The sequence below is a fragment of the Hyphomicrobium sp. LHD-15 genome (assembly GCF_031157355.1).
Taxonomy (GTDB): domain Bacteria; phylum Pseudomonadota; class Alphaproteobacteria; order Rhizobiales; family Hyphomicrobiaceae; genus Hyphomicrobium_C.
The window spans coordinates 1,176,230-1,196,955 of record NZ_JAVIFT010000002.1; the positions used below are offsets into that span (position 1 = coordinate 1,176,230).

The window sequence follows — 20,726 nt, forward strand, 5'->3', positions numbered from 1 at the left end:
TGACACCAAGCTTATCGCGGCACAATAATCACCGATGCGTGGCGCGGGTGACTCAGTTCGCCGGTGGGGTTGCGTGGGGTGCTTCCTGCTCCGGCGGCTTGGCATCCTCTCCGCACGAATTGAACAGCGACGTGATGCAGGTCCAGGTTTTCGTCGCAGCGTTGCCGATGGCGCTGCCGGCGTTCCCGATCTGCTCGCCGGCCTTCTTCGCGGTGCCGCCGATGGCCTCTCCCGCCTTCTCGAGACCTTCCTTCGAGGATTTGACGGTCTGGCCGGCCAGTTCCTCGACGGTGCGGGGAACGGGCGCAGGTTTCGCGGGCTCGGCCTGGTGTTCGGCGGGCTGAGTAGGCTGGGGGGCCGCCGGAGCGGCGTGAGGCTCGGGCGCGGCGGTGGTGGGCGAGGGGGCCGGTGGGGTCGACTGGTGTGGGGCGGCGGGCTGTGAGACGACGGCTGTCAGGCCGGGGCACGGGAATGGGGCGCCGCGCGAGACGGCGCAGGTTTCGTGGCGGCCCTTGGTGGCCATCTGCGATATGCAGAAAAGGGAGGCCGTCGGATCCTGGCCGGCGCCGTCGGCGGTGCCGTCTATGACGCAGCGATAGAGTGCCGGTGGGCCTTCACAGGTTACGCAATATTCGAGCGCTGCCGCCTGTCCCGTGGTGAGGCTGACGACAAGCCCGGCTGCTGCGAGCCTGGTAGCCAGTGTCTTAACGCGACCGAACATCTCTCACTCCCACCGTAATTCTATTCACGGCCTGGCTTTTTATTGTCGAGCGCGAGCGTACGGCCCCAAGCCCCCTTAGCATAGGACCTAGGGCAAACCAATGAAGGCAGAGCCACAATCGGATGTGCACGCGCGATTTTGCGCGCTGCGGCGTGCTTGCCAATCCGCGACCCCCCCTCTATACGGGTGCTTCGCGCGACCCCGGAGACGTGGCCGAGAGGCTGAAGGCGGCGGTTTGCTAAATCGTTATACCCTCTAAAGGGGTATCAGGGGTTCGAATCCCCTCGTCTCCGCCATTTTATCGCTCTCGCGCCCATAGGCGCTCCGCGGGGGGGGGGCGGCACTCGTGCCGGGTCGCCTTGCTCCGAAGCCTCCGGGCTTCGACCAGAGAGCGAATTCGCCCTCTCCAGTCTGGCAACCCCTCCTGATGGCTCGATCGCGGACGCTCAGCCCTCGGTGGACGAGGGCAGCCGGAGGGTGCGCCGCTACTTGTATTCAATGATTGTCGAGCGGCGACCGGTCCATTGGGTCCACTGAAATTTCAGCTGGCCGAAAGCCTGGGGAATTTTCGACAAGGTGACAAAGGTTGCGTAGGACGTGTTCGATCGGGCTCTGAATATGCGAAACCACAGGATAGGCCAAAGCGGCCACATGACCGGCAGCGCCCACACATAGTTGCTCAGAACATTCTGTCTGCAGAAGCGCTCAGGAAACGCACCATGCATGTGGAAGCCTTCGGCGTATGCGTGCCCTGCCCGGACGTTCCGCATCCACCATTGCTTGAACCGTGTCATGTCGGCGTTGTGAAGCGTCATGGGATGGTCGATGCGCCAGATCTCCCATCCGTTCTGGCGCAGCCGCACACTCATCTCGGGCTCTTCGCCCGCGATGAGCTGTGAATTATATCCGCCCACTTCGGCGAAAGCCGCCCGTCGGATCAAGGCGTCGCCGCCGAAGAACAGCGTCTTGCCGGTTGGGGTATCCCACTCCATGTCGCACAGAAGATTATAGGTTGATGCCTTCGGAAAGCGCTCTCTGCGACGCCCGCATACGACGGCCGCTTTTTCATTTTGAACTAAAAATTCGATCGCTGCGGAAATCCAACCTGGGTCCAACTCGCAATCCCCGTCCAGGAATTGGATGAACTCGACTTCGGGATGTTTCGCGATCAACTTCTGCGCGCCTTCGTTTCGGGCGCGTGCGGCTGAAAACGGTTTTGTGAGATCGAGGGGCAGGACTTGCACGCCGTAGGCTAACGCAAGGGCGACCGAATTGTCGGTCGAGTTGGAATCGACGTAGATGGCGGGTGCCTGCAAGGCGCTGACCGATTTGAGGCACGCGGCGAGGCGTTGGCCTTCGTTTCGGCCGATCATGACAAAGCCAATTGTTGGCCGATCAGGTTTTAGGTCCGCACTCATCTTTCGCCTTCACGAGACCGCCGCCAAGTTCGTCGCTTCCGACAGTGCGCAATGCTTAACGCTGCCGCCGATTGCATCAAAGCATGGATTAGTCTCATTCGACGCGGCGTGGACAGACTTTTTGCAGGTAACAGTTACTATAACTTTTCGTAAACAACTTATGGCTCTGTCTCGCTTTGAATTTGCGCCTCAAAAGCTGGTGTCGATTAATCTTTATATTGTTTTCCAATTGTTTTTCTTTGTGGCTATTGTTTTCTTTGGTCTCATAACCGGATCGCTGGCGCCTTTTCCCTGCAGCTCTCCGTGAACTTGCGAGGGCACTTTCGCTATGATTAGTGAAGTCTTCGAGCAGCGCGCGCGGTGGTTGCGCGATTTGCCTGCGCGCACCGCACTCAAACTCTGCAATCAACAACGAATTCGCGGCATACTTGGAAAGCGCTACGACGAGGCGCTGCGGTCGCACGTTCGCGAGCTTCCTAAGCTGAGCGAGGTCGATGCACCTATCGTAGAGGCGCTGAACCGCGACGGCATTTACATGACGTCGCTCGACAAGCTTGGGTTGCCGGGCGGCGATACGGCCTTCCAGGTTGCTGCCAAGCTGGCGCAGGGGTTCGCGACCGAGGCTCGCGCCCGAGCGGCAAGCGGCGAAACGTTCGTTTTCGTTCCGCCCGAAGAAATCGTCTCCAATCCTGACCTTTTCCTTCTTGGTCTGCAGGATCGGTTGCTCGACATTGCCGAGAACTACATTGGCCTGGCGCCCGCATACGACGGTGTCGTGCTCAACTATACGGTGGCGGACGGGCGGGAGATCTCGACACGTAAATGGCATCGCGATTGGGAAGACCGGCGGATGCTGAAGGTCGCGATCTATCTCAACGACGTCGATGCTGGCGGCGGCCCGTTCCAGATGATCCGGCGGCACGACTCGATGCAGAACGATGTCGATGGCTTCGACTACAGCCTGGCTGACGATCGGGAACTCGAGCGCCGATTGGGGACGACATTCGCGCAGGACGTCGTCAGTTGCGAAGGGCCGGCCGGTACCGTCATCTTCACCGACACGGCGCGTTTCTTCCACCGCGGCAAGCCCGCGACCGCACGGGATCGATCGGCGCTCTTCTACAGCTACTTCGCCAGCCATCCGCGTCATCCGTTCCTGTGTGAAAGAACGGGCATGAAGCGGGGCGACATTGCCCGCTTGTCGAGAGACCTGCCGCAACGGCAGCGCGACGCCGCGCTGTGGAGGCAACAACTTTCGCCGGCGCTGCGGATTATTCCGCCTGCAAGGCTCTGATCGCGTCACTCGGCGTTCAACGATCGGGCTTGCGACGACAAGAGGCGGACGTTCAGGCGAGCTCATGCACGCTGAACAGCGCCTCTGAATCTTCCCATACTCGCACCGGAGTCCATCCAGAGCAGCGGGCCAAGGTCTGAAACTGCTCGACCGAATACTTGTAGGAGTTCTCGGTGTGGATGCTCTCGCCGGCCCGCATCGTGAACCGATGTCCGCTGATTTCGAAACGCTGATCGCGACGGCTCACGAGATGCATTTCGATCCGGCCCTCGCGGGCATTATAATGGGCCGCGTGGCGAAAGGACTCGAGATCGAACACAGGTTCAATCTCGCGATTGATGTGGGCGAGCAGATTGAGATTGAAATCTGCGGTGACGCCTAGGCTGTCATTGTATGCGCTTTCGAGCGTGGCCTTGTCCTTCTTCAAGTCGATACCAATTAGCAGACGCCCTTCTGCGGAGAGAAGCGATTTGAAGCGCAACAGAAGGCGCGACGCCTCTGCCGGTGCGAGGTTTCCGATGGTCGATCCCGGAAAGAAGCCGATCTTCTGACGTGTCTTGAAGTCGTTCGGTAGACGTGACAATTCGGAGAAATCGCCGAGCATCGGGCGGATGTCGAGCCGCGGGAAACGCCGCGCTATGCGAGCGGTCGCCGCAGCCAAAGCGTCGGTCGACACGTCGATCGGGACGTAGGCCGCATGGTCCGGCAGCTCTCGCAGCAGCAACTCTGTTTTCCGGCTGGATCCGGAGCCGAACTCGACGAGCACGCTGTCTGAAGACGTACCGTCCATCATCTCCCGCGCGTAGGTGGTCAATATGCCGGTTTCGGTGCGCGTCGGATAATATTCGGCGAGCTCCGTGATCTTCTCAAAAAGCGCGCTGCCGCGTGCATCGTAGAAGTAGCGGCAAGGCAACGACTTCTGGGGGCGCGACAGGCCATCGACAACTGCGCGCACAAAAGCGTCCCTTTGGCCGGTCGCATCCGCGCGGAGCCGCTTGGTCTGTGAGTTTGAAAGCATTACGAGATATCCGAAGCTAGACGCAGGCCAGCGAATTGCCAGCGTTGTTGGGGATAGAAGAAATTGCGGTAGGTGGATCGAGAGTGACCGTGCGGCGTGGCGCAGGAGGCTCCGCGCAAAACCTGCTGACTGACCATGAACTTGCCGTTGTATTCGCCAATCGCGCCTTCCGGTGGTTTGTAGCTGGGGTAGGGCAGGTAGGCGCTTTGGGTCCATTCCCAGACGTCGCCGTACATCTGTCGTGGAACGCCCGGTGCGGGGTTGCCGGCGGGCACGGGCCGCAACGACCCTGAACCGAGATCATTTCCTTCTACCGGCAACGCCGCCGCCGCGATCTCCCACTCGAATTCGGTTGGCAGCCGCTTGCCGCTCCAGCGCGCAAAGGCGTCGGCCTCGAAATAACTGACGTTGCAAACAGGAGCGGCCGGCTCCAACGGCCGCTGCCCTTCAAGTGACATTGCCTGCCATTGGTCGTCGCGGTGCTCCCAATAGAGCGGTGCTTGCCAGCCCTCGCGCTGTACGGTCGCCCATCCGTCGGCAAGCCAGAGAGATGCGGTGCGATAGCCGCCATCCTCGATGAACGCGAGCCATTCGCCGTTTGTGACGAGACGGTCGGCGAGGCCGAACGGATGGATCAGGGCATCATGGCGGGGGGCTTCGTTGTCCCAGGCGAAGCCCGCGCCATCGTGTCCGATTTGATGGATGCCGCCCGGATATTCGATCCAGCTTACGCCTGGGGGTTCGCCGCGGCCGACCGCTGCAGGCTTTGGCTTCCGGTACGCGGGACGGAGAGGATTGGCGGCGAACAGGGCAAGAATATCCGTCAGCAAAAGCTCCTGGTGCTGCTGCTCGTGATTGATGCCGATCTCGACGAGGCGGGCGATCTCGCCTTCGGGCTCGCCGGATTGCGCAAACATGCGGGCGAGCGCGTCGTCAACATGCGCGCGATACGAGAATACGTCGTAGATGCCGGGCCGGGTCAGCACGCCGCGACGGGCGCGCGGATGACGGGAACCTTGGCTCTCGTAGTAGGAATTGAAGCAGAAATTGAAACGCTCGTCGAAAACGCGGTAGCCCGAAAGGTGCTTGGCCAGGATGAAGGTTTCGAAGAACCACGTGACATGCGCCAAGTGCCATTTCGTCGGGCTGGCATCGTCCATCGCCTGCACGACCATGTCCTCGGGACTCAACGTTTCCGTGAGGTCGATGCTCTGGCGCCGTGTTTCGAACAGTCGGGCACTGAGCGTAGGAGCTTTGGGGGCCGGATGAGGAGCGAGAGCGGGAACTCGGCTGGCCATGTTCGGGTCCTCTTCGACGCGTGTTTTCTCTCAACGCGCGAAACAGGGAAAAGGTGCAGAAATTCCTTGGGCGACGAAACCAGACATCTGGCTTTCGAATCCATGCCTGAAGGCTATTGGAACTTCGATCAGGTTGCTGTGCTTTGAACCCACAGACCTTGGAAGGCTGGATCGCGGGAGTGAACGATGTCCTCGCAATTCGATGCCGTTATCATCGGGACTGGGCAGGCCGGACCCTCACTGGCAAACCGGCTGTCACAAGCGGGCCAGAAAATCGCGGTCATCGAGCGGGCCTGTTTCGGTGGCACCTGCGTCAACACCGGATGCATGCCGACGAAAACCCTTGTGGCCAGCGCTTACGCCGCCCATCACGCGCGTCGCGCCGCCGACTATGGCGTTCTCGTTCAAGGTCAGATCGGCATCGACATGAGGGCCGTCAAGGCACGAAAGGACAAAGTCTCTGACTCGGCATCGAAAAATATCGAAGCATGGTTGCGTTCGATGCCCGGCTGTACAGTGCTGCAAGGTCATGCGCGATTTGTGTCGCCCGATGAGATCCATGTGGGCGGCGAGCATCTCAAGGCAGAGCAGATCTTCGTTAACGTCGGCGGACGGGCCGTAGTCCCACCGATCGCGGGTATCGAAGCCATCGACTTTCTCACCAACGCGACGATAATGGATCTCGACACAGTGCCGGAACATTTGATTGTTCTTGGCGGCAGCTACATCGGTCTCGAGTTCGCGCAGATCTTTCGGCGCTTCGGCAGCAAGGTAACGGTGGTCGAAGCCGCGCCTCGTTTGGTTGCGCGCGAGGATGAGGACGTGTCGGCGGCGATCAAGGACATTCTCGAGCTGGAAGGTATTTCCATTTACGTGGATACGAAGTGCTCGGGTCTCGCGAAGCACGGCTCCGGGATCGCCGCGACGTTTGAGACCGCTTCCGGGGTGGTCGAGATCACCGGCACGCACTTGCTCGTTGCGATAGGGCGGCGGCCGAACACCGATGATCTCGGGCTTGCCGAGGCGGGGGTTCGGACCGACAAGCACGGCTTCATTCCGACCGACGACAGCCTACGCACCAATGTGCCGACAATCTGGGCGCTCGGCGACTGCAACGGCCGGGGCGCCTTCACGCATACGTCCTACAACGATTTCGAAATCGTCGCGGCGCAGCTTCTCGACAATGATCCGAGACGGGCGAGCGATCGCATTCCGACCTACGGGCTGTTCATCGATCCGCCGCTCGGCCGTGTCGGGTTGACGGCGCGCGAGGCCATCGACCGAGGGCACAAGGTGCTGATCGGTACGCGCCCCATGACACGCGTTGGACGGGCGGTCGAAAAAGGTGAAACCCTCGGCTTCATGAAAATCGTGGTTGACGCTGACAGCAGGCGGATCCTGGGGGCGGCGATCCTTGGCACCGGAGGCGATGAGGCGGTGCACTGCATCACGGCGACGATGTACGCCGATGCCCCGTACACGACGCTACAACGCTCGGTGCTGATCCATCCGACCGTTTCCGAATTGATCCCCACGGTTTTGGGCGAGCTGCAGGCCGTTTAGGACGTGCTCTTCGACACTCTTGCGCTGCCTGCAAGGCGCCCATAGGCTCTCGTGGCGGCGAAACGAGGGTTGGTCGGTGCACACCAAGCACATCGTACTTTTTGGCGGCGTGGCCTGCATTCTTGCAATGCTGGCGTACCTTTTCGTGTTCGCGGAGGCGCCGATCGTCGATGAGCCGCCACCGCCGTTGGCTGCTCCCGCAGCGCAATAGCTTGAGAGCAAGGGAATGGAGCGAGCCTAGCAATGGCAACACCTCTCTTCCCACGCTCACTTAGTTCGCGCTCATCAGGCGCCGCGAACAACGCGGAGCAGATCAGCTTTCTCGCGGCCGTATCTCTCGGCATCGGGGGCATGGTCGGCGCTGGCATCTTTTCGATCCTGGGCGTTGTCGCGCAGGCGGCCGGTAACGCGATGTGGCTTGCTTTCGCCATCGGTGGCGTAGTGGCGCTGCTTTCCACCTATTCCTACGCCAAGCTCGGTGCAGCTTTTCCTTCCGCGGGCGGGGCTGTGCACTTCCTGGTTAAAAGTTTTGGCGATGGTGTGGTTGCGGGTGGGCTCAACCTGTTCATGTGGGCCGGCTACATCATCTCACTCGCGCTCTATGCAACGGCGTTCGGCAGCTACGCGGCGACCTTCATCACCGATCATCCGTCTGCTCTGTTGCTGGAGACGTTTGCCGTCGGCTCGGTCGTTGCGCTGACGATCGTCAATGCCTTTGGCGCCAAGACCATGGGACGGGGCGAAACCGTCATCGTCGCGGTGAAGGTTGCCATCCTGCTGCTGTTTGCGGGAACCGGCCTCTGGTTCGTAAAGGCGGATAACCTGTCGCCTGCGCAATGGCCCGAGGCGCAGGCGATCTTGTTTGGGGCGGGCGTGTTGTTCATCGGCTACGAGGGCTTCGGGCTGGTGACCAATGCGGCCGGAAACATGCGCGATCCGCGGACCACGTTGCCGCGTGCGCTCTATACGGCGGTGCTGCTCGTCATCGTCCTCTATCTCGTCGTCGCCGTGACGGTTACCGGAAATCTCACCAGCGCCGAGATCGAGCGCGCCCGGGACTACGCCCTTGCCGAAGCGGCCAAGCCGTTTCTGGGCGAAGCCGGATTTCGGCTGATCGCGATCGCGGCGCTGTTCTCGACGGCGTCTGCCATCAACGCGACGCTCTTCGGCTCGGCCAACGTCTGCTACATGATCGCGCGCGACGGCGAGCTGCCATCGGGCCTGGCGCGCACGATGTGGAAAGATGCAACCGGTGGACTTCTGCTGACCGCGGGGCTCGTGGTTCTGGTGATGCTCTGCTTCGATCTCTCAGGTATTGCGATGATGGGCAGCGCCGCGTTCCTGCTCGTCTACGCCGCGGTGAACGGCGGTCATTTGCGTGTGCTGAAGCAAACGGGTGCGAACGCCGCGCTCGTCTGGCTTTCGCTCATTACCTGCATCGTCATGTTCGCGATCCTGAGCGTCTACACCTATCAGCAGCAACCGGCTGCGTTGGTGGCGCTGGTCGTCATTGCGGCGGCCTCTTTTGGCGCTGAATGGAGTTATCGCCGCTTCACGGGACGACGGATCTCGACCGCCCCCTAGAGATTGAACGACGTTCTAATTGCGAGCGTACGGCAGAAATAACGCGTGCTCTCGAAATCTCAGCATACCCCACTCTCGAAGCGACCCGACTCGCAGTATGGCATTGAGGCCTTCGGGGGAGAGCTGAAATGCCGGGGAAGGTGGATAAGCGCCAAACGGGAGTTGCGCCTTCTCGCGCCGCGGTTTTTGCGCGGTCCGCAGTTGCTTGCTGGGCATTGTCGATGTCGGGATGTGCGGTCGGCCCCGATTACATTCGCCCCGATGTCGGTCTCCCCGCACAATATCTTCCCGGCGACCAGACGTTGGCTGGAAAGAGCGACGCCCAGCGTTTCGTCGAGGCGCGCAGTATCCCGGCTCAATGGTGGCGAGCATTCGGATCCGAGAAGATCAACGGCCTCGTGGACATGGCCTTCGCCGGAAATCCTTCGGTCGGTGCGGCCATTGCCGCACTGGAGGAAGCGAAGTGGAATGTGCGGGCTCAGGAAGGCGCGTTTTTCCCGCAGGTTTCCGGCGAATGGGCCTCGACGCGCCAGAAGCTGCCCGCACCTGAAGCTGCTCCCTCGCGATTCAAGGGTGAGATCTTCACGCTTCACACCCCGCAGGTGAATGTCGGTTTTCTCCCCGACGTGTGGGGCAAGAACCGGCGCGCCGTCGAGGCGCTGATGTCCGTCGCCGACGCCGAGTATTTTCAGCTCGAGGCGACTTACCTGACGCTTTCCACGAACATCGTCGTGGCCGTGATCCAGGAGGCTTCGTTTGCCGACCAGATTGCAGCCACGCGCGATATCGTGAACATCAACAAGCGCATTCTGGGACTGCTGCGGAAGGAATTCCAGGCGGGTGCTGCCTCGGGGCTCGATGTTGCCTCCCAGGAAGCCCAGCTCGCGCAGGCGCAAGCGCTGTTGCCGCCACTGGAAAAGGCCTACGAGCAGCAACGCAACCTGATCGCCGTGCTGGCCGGCCGCTATCCCGCCGCTGTCACGCAACAGCCAACGAGCATCGATGCCATCCGTCTCGTGCGGGATTTGCCGGTGATCGTGCCTTCGCAGCTCATCGATCAGCGTCCCGACGTGCGCGGGGCGGAGGCCCAGGTTCGGCAGGCCAGCGCGGAGATCGGCATCGCAACCGCAAACCTGCTGCCGCAGTTCGGCATCAGCGGAGATGTCGGCGCGTCCTCGCGAACGCTATCGGAATTGTTCACGCCGCAAACGCTGGTGTGGTCGATCACGGGCAGCGTCATGCAGCCGATCTTCAAAGGCGGAACGTTGTTGGCGCAGAAGCGCGCCGCGGAAGCGGCGTTCATGGAAACGGTGTCGCTCTATCATTCGAGCGTGCTTACGGCGGTGCAGAACGTGGCCGACGTGCTGTGTGCGATCGAAGCCGACCACAAGGCGGTGCAGGCCGCGCTCGCGTATCAGAAAGCCTCCGAAAAGGCCTTGAACATGGTCGAAACCGAGCTGAAAGCCGGGCAGGTTTCGATCTCAGTGCTTCTCACGTCGCAGCAGAACTACCAGCAGTCGCGGCTCTCGGTCATCCAGTCTCGCGCGTTGCTGCTGGCGGATACCGCCGCGTTGTTCCAGGCACTGGGTGGCGGTTGGTGGGGAGGGGACGGTCATTTGGTTGCCGTCGCTGATTGATCGCCTTCACGGTCTGCGGTTTTCTGCGGCGCAGCATCGAGTGTTTGCTCAATACCTGTTGACCATAAATGGAGTAGCCCCGTCGCGGGCAGATCCGGCCCTGTACGGAATTTCCCATATGGCCTACGCTGGGCGCTTCTCATTCCGCGATGAGGAGAAGCGGTTCACATGGAAGGCGATTTCGGATCCCTGTCTTCTCCACGAGCCCATGCGCTTTCGTTTCTTCTCGCCAACCCCCGACGTCTGACGGCCGGGTTCATCCTCTCCGCGACGCTGGCGGTCGGGGCCTGCGGGGACACCAACGTCTATGTGCCGCCACCGCCGCCGAAGGTCGACGTGGCGTTGCCGGTGAAGCAAACCGTCGAGCGGTATCTGCTCTCGACGGGAAGCACGGCCGCGGTGAACAGCACAACGCTGGTCGCGCGGGTGCCGGGGTTCATCCAGAAAATAAACTACAACGACGGTGACCTCGTCAAAGCCGGCACGGTGTTGTTCATCATCGAGCCGAAGCCTTACGAACTCGCGCTCGAGCAGGCGCAGGCGGGTCAGTCGAGCGCGATCGCCTCCACCAAACAGGCGGAGGCGGACTACCAGCGTCAGTCGGATCTCGCGGCGCAGAAAATTTCGAGCCAGGCGACGCTCGATCAGGCAACGGCATCCAAAGAATCCGCCATCGCGAAAGAGAAGCAGGCCGGCGTTGACGTCGAGCAAGCGCAGCTCAACCTCACCTATACGGAGGTGAAGGCGCCATTCGATGGCATCGTAACCTCGCGTGCGGTGTCTTTGGGGCAGTATGTCGGTGCCGGCACACCCACGACGCTCGCTACAATCGTTCAACTCGAACCGATCTACGTCAACTTCTCCGTCAGCGAAGCCGAAGTGCAGGGCATTCGCGCCAATGTGCGCGCGCGCGGTCTGACACCCGAGGACCTCAAAAAAGTTCCCATCGAAGTCGGCTTGCAGACCGAGGAGGGCTATCCGCATCGGGGAACGCTCGACTATGCGTCGCCGACGCTTACGGCTGCTACTGGCACCTTGTCGGTGCGGGGTGTTTTTCAAAACGAAAAACGGGCCCTGCTGCCTGGCTATTTCGTGCGGGTCCGGGTGCCATTGGCAAAGCGACCCGACAGTCTTCTGGTTCCGGACCAGGTGATCGGAAGTGGCCAGGGCGGGCGTTACGTTCTTGTCGCGAACAAGGATGATGTGGTCGAGCAGCGCAACGTCGAGCTCGGTCAGCAAGTCGGTGAGCTGCGCGTCATCACCAAGGGCATTCAGGCCGACGATCGCGTTCTGATTTCCGGACTGATGAGCGTTGTGCCGGGACAGAAGATCGAGCCGGTTCCGAAAGTCGTCTCCGGCGTCGAGCAGGACGCTGCGCCATGATCTCGAAATTCTTCATCGAGCGGCCAGTTCTTGCAAACGTCATCGCCATTCTGATGGTCGTGATCGGGGGCGTCTCGGCGCTTCGGCTTCCGGTCGCGCAATATCCGAACGTCGTGCCGCCGACGGTTCAGGTGACCGCGCGCTATCCCGGCGCCAGCGCGCGGACCGTCATCGACACCGTGGCGTTGCCGATCGAGCAACAGGTGAACGGCGTGGAGCGTATGCTCTACATGCAGTCGTATGCCACGTCCGACGGCACTTACGCGCTGACCGTGACGTTCGAAATCGGCACCGATCTCAATGCGGCGCAGGTTCTGGTGCAGAACCGCGTCTCATCCGCCATGGCATCGCTGCCGCAATCGGTCCAGTCACAAGGCGTGGTGGTGCAGAAGAAGTCGACGGCCATTCTGCAGATCATTACGCTGACCTCGCCGGACGAAAGATACGACAGCCTCTATCTGAGCAACTACGGCACCATCAAGCTCAAGGACGAGCTTGCGCGCCTGCCGGGCGTGGGCAACGTCAACGTGTTCGGTGCGGGCCAGTATTCGATGCGAATCTGGCTCGATCCGCAAAGCATGCAGGCGCGCAACCTCAATGCGCAGGATGTCATCCAGGCCCTGCAGCAGCAGAGCGAGCAGGTGACGGCGGGACAGTTCGGTATGCCGCCTGCTCCCAGCACGCAGAACTTCCAGTACACGATCGAAGTCGTCAGTCGATACGACGATCCCGATCAGTTTGCGAATGTGGTGGTGAAAACCGGCGCCAACGGCGATCTGACGCGTGTGCGGGACGTTGGCCGTGTCGAGTTGGGCGCCCAGACCTACAGCCAGATCTTCAACTTGAACGGCAAGCAGGCTGCGGGGCTTGCAATCTTTCAAACGCCCGGCGCCAACGCACTCGATGTGGCGCATCTCGTCTCGGAGAGGATGCAGGCGCTTTCCCGCGAATTTCCGCAAGGCATGGTGTACTCCATTCCTTTCGATACAACTTTGTTCGTTCAGGCGGCCATTTCCGAGGTCTACAAAACCCTCTTTGAAGCCGCGATCCTCGTTCTGATCGTCATCCTGGTGTTCCTGCAGGATTGGCGGGCGACGCTCGTGCCGGCGACGACGGTTCCGGTGACGATCATCGGCGCGTTCGCTGCCATGGACGCGCTCGGCTTTTCGATCAATCTGTCGACCTTATTCGCCATCGTGTTGGCTATCGGCATTGTGGTGGATGACGCGATCGTCGTCGTCGAAGGTGCGGCGCACAAGATCGAGAAGGGTTTGTCGGGGCACGACGCCGCGATCAGTGCCATGAACGAACTCATGGGGCCAATCATCGGAATTACGCTGGTTCTGATGGCGGTGTTTCTGCCGGCGTCGTTTCTGCCGGGCCTGACGGGGCAGATGTATGCGCAGTTCGCTCTTGTGATTGCGGCCACCGCTCTGATCAGCGCCATCAACGCCGCAACGCTCAAGCCGACGCAATGCGCACTCTGGTTGCGGCCGCCGGTTCCGCCCGAAAAGCGTAACTTCTTCTATCGCGGCTTCAATGCCGTCTACGCTCGCACCGAGAGCAAATACGAGCGCTTGATTGGATCGATGGTCCGGCGCAGTGGTGCGATGGTGCTCATCGCGTTGGCGATCATGGGCGCGGCGGTCTATGGCATGTCGCGCGCGGCGACGGGCTTCCTGCCCATCGAAGACCAAGGGTATATGCTTGCGGCGGTGCAGCTTCCCGATGGCGCGGCCTTGGGGCGTACGCAGAAGGCGCTCGAGGAGGTCGATGAAATCGCCAAGACGGTGCCGGGGGTCGAGCGCATCATTACGATCGCCGGCATTTCGGTACTCGACAACAGCGCGTCTCTCGCGAATGCGGGCGTCGCTTACATCATGCTCAAGGACTGGAGTGTCCGCGGCAAGGGCCAGGATCTAGCTTCTCTCTACAAGACGCTCAACGACAAGCTGTCGAATATTCAGGATGGCAGTGTGTTGGTGCTGCCGCCGCCGCCGATCCAGGGCATCGGAAATGCCGGCGGTTTCACGCTTCAGATCGAATTGCGCGACGGCAGCTTCGATCTCGCGAAGCTCGGCGGCTCGACGAACGCCGTCGTTTCCGCCGCAAGCACGCAATCGTCTATTCAGCGGATCTCAACGTCGTTTCGCGCGAGCGCGCCTCAGTACAAGGTGGAAATCAACCGCGAGAAAGTGCAGGCGCTGCTGCTGACCACCGACCAGGTGTTCTCGACGCTGGCCACCTATATGGGCTCGAGCTACGTCAGTCAGTTCAACAAGTTCGGGCGCGTTTTCCAGATCTACGTCCAGGGCGATGCGAACTTCCGCATGGATCCGCGCGATGTGCTTGGCCTCAAGGTGCGCAACCAGAATGGGGACATGATCCCGCTCGGTACGGTCCTCACCATCGAGCCGAGCTTCGGACCTTCCTTGATCAGTCTCTACAATTTGTATCCATCGGCGACGGTCATCGGCATTCCGGCGAAGGGCTTCTCGTCAGGCGATGCGATCGAGCTGATGGAACAGATCACGGCGCGAACGTTGCCGCCGGGCGTGGGGTCATCCTGGACGGCGCTGTCTTACCAGGAGAAGCTGGTCGGCGGGCAGATCCTCTACGTGTTCGGTCTGGCTTTGCTGCTCGTTTACCTCGTGCTCGCGGGGCAATATGAAAGCTGGTATGCGCCGGTCACGGTGCTGCTCGCTGTTCCGCTATCGCTCGTGGGACCGGTGCTGGTGTTCCTGTTGCTGCGCGTCGAGATCAATCTCTATGTGCAGATCGGCCTCGTGCTGCTCATCGCGCTCTCGGCCAAGAATGCCATTCTGATCGTCGAAGTTGCGCGTGAATTGCGGAAGGCGGGGAAGCCCATCATGGAGTCCGCGATCGAAGCGGCGCGGGCACGCTTCCGCCCGATCCTGATGACGTCGTTCACCTTTGCGCTCGGTGTCTTGCCGCTGGTTCTTGCCGAGGGCGCGGGTGCATCGGCTCGCAAATCCATCGGCATCACGGTCTTCAGCGGCATGCTCGCCTCGACCTGTCTGGCGGTGCTGTTCGTGCCTGCGCTGTTCGTGGTGGTTCAAAGGTTCGAGGAATGGCGCAGTTCGCGGAAGAGCGCGGCGGTCGTCGACACTGCCTCACTCACGGGTTAACCGCCGCCACCCACGTTCGGGGCGCGGCCCGTGCCTTTGTGCCGCTAGCTCCCGTTTGGACAGGATCGGTGATGATTGCGTCCGCATTCGACAGGGGCGTATTCGCAGCGGCAGTAGCTTTTTCCCTCCGCCGTGCTCCGACACACTGGCCGGGTTACTTCCATGCAGCAGAGATGGGACCCATCGGGTTTTCGGATCCAATGCCCGCAGGCTCCAACATAAAATGCCGGATCGCCGGGAATGTCGCCCGCCACGCCCAGGACAAGACCTCCATATATGATGGCGTCCGCTAAACGCATTCCGTGTTTACCAATCGGCCGTCATTCGATGCTGTAAAGCACCGTTTTGAATTTTCAAGCAACCTCGAATGGCGAAGCTCAGCTTTGCGGTTTTTCATCGCGGTTATTTCCTATCCATTTCGATGTTGTGATAGCCGGGACCGGAGTGGGTGAGGCGTCTTCAGGATGCGCGCTGGCTAAATCCGGCCTTGGTATGACTCATTCGGAAAATGGTGTGGATCCACCTGCGCCGATGGAATTGAAACAGATCAGCTCCAAGATCATCAATGGCCCTATCTGATTTCGAGTTCCCTGGACGGACAAGCAATTAGAGAGTTTTTTACCGCATTGGTGCGGTAGCTCTTTGCGTGGCCAACCGTAATCAGGATGCGCGTCGCAGCATGAAAACGTGCTGGCACAACGTGGGCCGGCACAATTTTTCTGTTACCAACAAAGTGAAATTCAATCCCGTTCGATAGGGCCTGGCGCTATTCTGATCGCGGTTGGTGAAAGGCGGAGGAATAAATGCCAACACTCGATCAATTCATCGTCTGGATCATCGTCGGACTTCTCGGCGGCAGCCTCGCCGGGCTGATCGTCAAATGGGACCGCGAAGGTTTCGGGAGGATCCGCAATCTGGGCCTTGGGCTCTTGGGCGCTTTCGTAGGCGGCCTGTTGTTCCGGCTGCTTGGATTGTTTCCCGGACTCGACACCGTCTCGATCTCGCTCCGGGATGTGGTATCGGCTTTTATTGGTTCACTGATCGTGCTGACCGGTCTGTGGTTCTGGCAACGGTCCAAACCGCCGCTCTGAGGGAGCGCCTGCGCTTGTTCGCAGCCCCATTGACACAACGCGTGCTGCTGCCCATTCTTTGTGCATGATTTCAGTGGCGGCTTTTCATCTCAAGCTTCCCCGAGAGGGAACCGAAGTCGCGGGCCTGTAGCCCCGGCTTGGTTGTGCCGTTCCATGTCCCCGAGCCGGGGGGCGTTCTGATCCTCTCCCTCATTTCGCGCCACGTTCGCTCCGGATGTGGCTTCTCGTAACAGCGCGACGCGTGACCCGCGCCTGTGCGTGCCTTTTTGCGCGCTCGGCATCGCGCCTCCTCCTTTGAGGTTTTGACATGATCTATCACCCACCCACCGATGCGCTTCCGCGCATATTCGTCGGCGAACGCGAGGAGACCCGACTCACAACGCTTGCGACCTCCGCCATGCAGGCCGGCCGATCGGTGCTTGTCGCGCGGGTTCTTCTGGCCGAGATGGAGCGCGCGGAAATCGTGCCCGACGCGGCCTTGCCGTCATCCGTGGTGCGCATGAATTCGCGCGTCGTGTTCGATGTCGACGGCGGTGATCGGCGCGAGGGCGTGGTGGTGTTTCCCGGGGAAGCCAACATCGACGAGGGAAAGATCTCGATCCTGACGCCGATCGGTGCGGCTTTGATCGGACTTTCGCCGGGGCAGATGATGATGCTGAGAGGCGCGGATGGGCGGGCCCATAAGCTTCGCGTGATCTCAGTCGAGGCGCCATTGCCTGGGGCCTGACCCGAATGTCCGGCGGCGGTTTACCACGTTACGCGTGGGGCCGCGGCCGGGCGTGCGCGTCCATAAGCTCCGGTTACTGCGAACAGTAAGTTCATTTGCTGCTCTCACCGGTTTGTGGCAGCCTTTCCGGATAGTTATGGCAAGAAACCGCTCGCGCGCGTCTAACGCGGAAGACGGGCGTCAGGGAGGAATAGCGTGGGGCGTTTTTCGGCCTCTGCCGGCTCATGCGGAATCGGCGTCGCGAGCAGTAGCGCGCCGGCGGTGAACGACGCCGTGCGCGAGCTCAAGTCTCAGCTCACAGGCGACTTTCAGCACATCATTGCGCTGTTTTCCGTCGATTACGATGGGGCCGAGGTTGCGGCCGCGCTTGCGGAAGCGTTTCCCGACATCGTGGTGAGCGGATGCTCGACCTCGGGCGGGATTGGTCCGGCGGGTCTCATGGAAAGCGGTCTGCTGCTGATCGCATTTCCGCGCCAGGGCTTTTACATCCAGACCGGCGTGATCGAAGACGTCGGAGCCTCAGGCGTCGAGCGGGCAAGCGAGCTTGTCCGAGAGCTCAAGTCCAAGATTGGTGCGAAGCAGGGCGACGGGAAGCTCGCCGAGCGCGTGTTCGGCATCATGCTGGTGGACGGGCTTTCCAATTCCGAAGAGCTGTTGGTTGCAGCCGTGCATTGGGCCTGTGGCGACATGCAGCTCATCGGCGGATCGGCCGGAGACGGGCTCACCTTCGAACGCACGTCGCTTATTCACGGCGGGCGTGCGCTCGAACGCAGTGCCGTCCTGATCATGGTCGAGAGCGAGTTTCCGTTCCGCATCTTCAAGACTTCGAACTTCGAGCCGACACAGATCAAGCTCGTGGTCACCGCGGCGGATACGGAAAATCGCACCGTGCACGAGCTCAACGCTGAGCCCGCCGCACGCGAATACGCTTCCGCAATCGGATTGATGCCCGACGAGCTGGGGCCGTTCAGCTTCGCATCCTATCCGCTCGTGGTGAAGGTCGGTGGCGATTACTACTGCCGTTCGATACGCAATATGAATCCGGACGGAAGCCTGTCGTTCTTTTGTGCCATAGACGAAGGTCTGGTGTTCACGGTGGCGCGCCCCAAGGATATGCTGAGTTCCACGGCACGCACACTCGAAGACCTCGATCAGGCGCTTGGCGGCATCGATCTCGTGTTGGGCTTCGATTGCGTGCTGAGACGTCTCGATGCGGAGAACCGGCAGGTTCGCAGGCAGATGGAAGACCTCTACAGGAATTATAGCGTCGTCGGATTTCATACCTACGGCGAACAGCTCAACGCCATGCACCTCAACCAAACGCTGACGGGCGTGGCGTTCGGATCGCGGCGAGGCGCGCGGTGACGAACGAGATCCGTTCGAGCTTCATTTCGACCGACGACGTCATCGAGGATCTCGAGCGGCGCAACGAGAAGCTCGCCAAGATCAACGCCGCGCTGATGCAGCGCGTCGAGCGGTCCATGGACTATCAGGCAAATGCCTATTCCATGTTCCAGACGGCGATCGGTCTCGAAACGCAGGTCAGGGCGCGCACGGAAGAGCTCAAGGCTGCTCTCAACCGGCTCGAGCGGGCCAACAGCCAGTTGACGTCTGCGCGCGATGGCGCCGAGCGCGCCAACCGGTTCAAGACGCGCTTTTTCACTGCTGTCGGGCATGATCTCCTGCAGCCGCTGCATGCGGCGCGCCTCTCGCTTTCGGCGCTAGGAGAGATCCACGGCGACCAGCATCACACCCGGCTCATTGGGCAAGTCGATCACGCGCTTTCGACGATCGAGGAGCTGCTTCGCACCATTCTCGATTTGTCGAAGCTCGACTCGGGCGCGATCAAGCCGTCGCTGCAGCCGGTCGAAATCCCGGACCTGTTCCGCTCGGTTCTAGTCGATATCGAGCCGATCGCGCGGGCGAAAGGGCTGCTCGTCACGATGCGGTCTCGCGATGTCGCGGTGACGTCCGATCCGCTGATGTTGCGGCGTATTCTGCAGAACCTGCTCGCCAATGCAGTGCAGTATACGGAGCGCGGCCGGGTGCTGCTCTCGTGCCGCAAGCGGGGCGCGCATTTCCGTATCGACGTGTGGGATACGGGGCCGGGTATCGCGCCCTCCGAGCAGAGCAAAATTTTCGAGGAGTTCCATCGTGGGGCCGCCGGGCAGCGGTCGCATGCGGGTGGCTTCGGTATCGGGCTTGCGATCATCTCGCGCATGGCCGAAGCGCTGGGACATAGGATCGAGCTTTGCTCGGAAACCGGTCGCGGAACTCGCTTCTCCGTGTTCGTCCCGATCGCCGGGGATGCGGTGACCCATCGTGCGAGCGGCGCCCGCGACCGGCAATCCGCCGCTTCGCGTGCGTATGGCCTTGCGGCGATGAAGGTGATCGTGATCGACAACGATGCGGGCGTGCGGGATGCGATGCGGGCGCTGTTGGACCGCTGGGGGTGCGATTCGCGTCTTATCGCGGGGCTCGCCGACGTCGAGGATCTGATCGGCAATGAGCCGGGTTTCCGCCCGGACATCATCCTTGCCGATTTTCATCTCGACAACGGCGAGCAGGGGCTCGACGCGGTCACGCGGCTGCGTGGGGAAGCGCTGATTTCTATCCCGACCGTGGTGATCACGGCCGATCATTCGGCGGAGGTTGCGGAGGCCGTCGCCAAGGCCGGATGCGAGATTCTGCGCAAGCCGGTGAAGCCTGCGGAGCTTCGCGCCCTGATCACGCATCTTGTCGGTTGAATTTTGTCGATTGAATTCGGCGACCGCCCGGACCGGCGGCTGGCGATCAGGACGACGACGAGCCGGCCGGATTTTTGTCAGCTTCCTTGGCGCTCGCGCCGAGGATGGCGTCGTAGTCGAGGCGTGCAACCTCGATCACGGCCTGTGTTCGCGAGACGACGTTGAGCTTGCGCATGATCTCCGACACGTGCGCCTTGATCGTCGTTTCGCCGACGCCGAGCTCGTGGGCGATCTGTTTGTTCAGCATGCCCAGGCGGACCATCTGCAAAACGCGAAGCTGCTGGCGCGTAAGCGAAGCGACACGGGCTGCGAGATCGGGCTCGCGCGTGGTGGCGCCTTCGGGCCGGGGCGGCTCGTAGCCCTTCGGCAGAACGACGAGGCCGGCCATGACGTCCTGGATTGCTTCGGCCAAATCGCGCTTTTTTACGGATTTCGAAATGTAACCGGCCGCGCCGCAGGTCATCGCTTCATGGACGATGCGGGGATCCTCGTGGGCGGAAACGACGAGAATGGGCTGCTTCGGCCGGGCGGCGCGGAGCTCGATCAAGCCGTCGAAGCCACGCGTTCCGGGCATTGTCAGATCGAGGAGCAGAAGGTCGAAGGGCTGGTCGCTATTCAGGGCGTCGAGCGCCGCGGCGACGGATGAGGCTTCGACGATCTCAGCCTCCGGGTAGGCGGATTCGATCGCGAGCTGAAGCGCTTCGCGGAAGAGCGGGTGATCGTCGACGATCAAGAATCTGACCGTCATTGCGAGCGTCCTCGGCTAGGGTTTGCCACATGGCCGGTCGGCAGCAACAGCTCTCTCAATCCAGTCAAAACCGGGAAATCCATCTCTCAGCCAAACTGTGTCAGTTGTGGCACGCGTGCGCCGGTTGGCAAGCAGAAAAGGCGGCAAAAGGTCAATTGGTGTGCAACGCAACGGCCGATGATCTCGCCGGGGGCCTTTGGGGCGCGCGGACTTGCTTAACATTGTCGCCGCGTGGTCATACGAAAGGCAGTTGAAATTCTAGCATCTTAGCCCGCCGGGTTTGGGACGCGCTGCAACTTGGAAACCCGGAAAGGCTTGTCTATAGTGCACCGCGTCAGGTGGGCCGGG

At 61.2% G+C, this 20,726-nt stretch carries 16 protein-coding genes and 1 tRNA gene; 12 read left to right on the forward strand and 5 right to left on the reverse strand.

Annotation, left to right across the window (positions count from 1 at the left end; genetic code table 11):
- Positions 1–52: 52 nt before the first annotated feature.
- Positions 53–721, reverse strand: coding sequence for a hypothetical protein (locus RCO24_RS11995; protein WP_308962304.1), 669 nt, complete (start codon positions 719–721; stop codon positions 53–55).
- A 203-nt stretch (positions 722–924) separates the two neighbouring features.
- On the opposite strand from RCO24_RS11995, the gene RCO24_RS12000 reads away from it, so the two are divergent.
- Positions 925–1,017: transfer RNA gene (locus RCO24_RS12000), tRNA-Ser, on the forward strand.
- A 189-nt stretch (positions 1,018–1,206) separates the two neighbouring features.
- Here the strand turns inward: RCO24_RS12000 and RCO24_RS12005 are convergent.
- Positions 1,207–2,139, reverse strand: a complete 933-nt coding sequence (locus RCO24_RS12005) for a glycosyltransferase family A protein (protein ID WP_308962306.1) — start codon at positions 2,137–2,139, stop codon at positions 1,207–1,209.
- Between the two features lie 328 nt (positions 2,140–2,467).
- Between RCO24_RS12005 and RCO24_RS12010 the strand changes: the two genes are divergently transcribed.
- Positions 2,468–3,433 (forward strand): hypothetical protein, encoded by a 966-nt coding sequence (locus RCO24_RS12010; protein ID WP_308962307.1) that lies wholly within the window; start codon positions 2,468–2,470, stop codon positions 3,431–3,433.
- A 52-nt stretch (positions 3,434–3,485) separates the two neighbouring features.
- On the opposite strand, the gene egtD is transcribed toward RCO24_RS12010, so the two are convergent.
- Both egtD and egtB read right to left on the reverse strand, forming a co-directional pair.
- Entirely contained in the window at positions 3,486–4,451 is a 966-nt protein-coding gene (gene egtD, locus RCO24_RS12015) for an L-histidine N(alpha)-methyltransferase (RefSeq protein ID WP_308962309.1), read from the reverse strand.
- Positions 4,451–5,749, reverse strand: coding sequence for an ergothioneine biosynthesis protein EgtB (gene egtB, locus RCO24_RS12020; protein ID WP_308962311.1), 1,299 nt, complete (start codon positions 5,747–5,749; stop codon positions 4,451–4,453). The genes egtD and egtB overlap by 1 nt, the downstream gene beginning before the upstream one ends.
- Before the next feature lie 186 nt (positions 5,750–5,935).
- On the opposite strand from egtB, the gene RCO24_RS12025 reads away from it, so the two are divergent.
- The 10 genes from RCO24_RS12025 (at position 5,936) to RCO24_RS12070 (ending at position 19,630) form a co-directional block, all read left to right on the forward strand.
- Complete coding sequence (locus RCO24_RS12025; protein WP_308962313.1) at positions 5,936–7,312, forward strand: FAD-containing oxidoreductase; 1,377 nt, start codon at positions 5,936–5,938, stop codon at positions 7,310–7,312.
- Between the two features lie 76 nt (positions 7,313–7,388).
- Positions 7,389–7,523, forward strand: coding sequence for a hypothetical protein (locus RCO24_RS12030; RefSeq protein WP_308962315.1), 135 nt, complete (start codon positions 7,389–7,391; stop codon positions 7,521–7,523).
- A gap of 32 nt (positions 7,524–7,555) precedes the next feature.
- A complete protein-coding gene (locus RCO24_RS12035; RefSeq protein WP_308962317.1) occupies positions 7,556–8,896 on the forward strand; it encodes an APC family permease in 1,341 nt (446 codons plus the stop codon).
- Between the two features lie 221 nt (positions 8,897–9,117).
- Positions 9,118–10,533: an efflux transporter outer membrane subunit gene (locus tag RCO24_RS12040; protein WP_308962319.1), complete on the forward strand. Its 1,416-nt coding sequence runs from the start codon at positions 9,118–9,120 to the stop codon at positions 10,531–10,533.
- A 168-nt stretch (positions 10,534–10,701) separates the two neighbouring features.
- A complete protein-coding gene (locus RCO24_RS12045) occupies positions 10,702–11,916 on the forward strand; it encodes an efflux RND transporter periplasmic adaptor subunit (RefSeq protein ID WP_308962321.1) in 1,215 nt (404 codons plus the stop codon).
- The gene (locus RCO24_RS12050) at positions 11,913–15,065 is read left to right on the forward strand and encodes a multidrug efflux RND transporter permease subunit (RefSeq protein WP_308962322.1); all 3,153 of its coding nucleotides are present in this window, start codon (positions 11,913–11,915) and stop codon (positions 15,063–15,065) included. The genes RCO24_RS12045 and RCO24_RS12050 overlap by 4 nt, the downstream gene beginning before the upstream one ends.
- A gap of 803 nt (positions 15,066–15,868) precedes the next feature.
- Positions 15,869–16,156, forward strand: coding sequence for a GlsB/YeaQ/YmgE family stress response membrane protein (locus RCO24_RS12055; RefSeq protein ID WP_308962324.1), 288 nt, complete (start codon positions 15,869–15,871; stop codon positions 16,154–16,156).
- 307 nt (positions 16,157–16,463) lie between these two features.
- Complete coding sequence (rnk, locus tag RCO24_RS12060) at positions 16,464–16,883, forward strand: nucleoside diphosphate kinase regulator (RefSeq protein WP_308962326.1); 420 nt, start codon at positions 16,464–16,466, stop codon at positions 16,881–16,883.
- A 195-nt stretch (positions 16,884–17,078) separates the two neighbouring features.
- The gene (locus tag RCO24_RS12065; protein ID WP_308962328.1) at positions 17,079–18,248 is read left to right on the forward strand and encodes an FIST N-terminal domain-containing protein; all 1,170 of its coding nucleotides are present in this window, start codon (positions 17,079–17,081) and stop codon (positions 18,246–18,248) included.
- Positions 18,245–19,630, forward strand: coding sequence for a hybrid sensor histidine kinase/response regulator (locus RCO24_RS12070; RefSeq protein ID WP_308962329.1), 1,386 nt, complete (start codon positions 18,245–18,247; stop codon positions 19,628–19,630). Before RCO24_RS12065 ends, RCO24_RS12070 begins: the two co-directional genes overlap by 4 nt.
- 46 nt (positions 19,631–19,676) lie before the next feature.
- Here the strand turns inward: RCO24_RS12070 and RCO24_RS12075 are convergent, their stop codons facing one another.
- Positions 19,677–20,378 (reverse strand): response regulator transcription factor, encoded by a 702-nt coding sequence (locus RCO24_RS12075; protein ID WP_308962331.1) that lies wholly within the window; start codon positions 20,376–20,378, stop codon positions 19,677–19,679.
- Positions 20,379–20,726 lie beyond the last annotated feature (348 nt).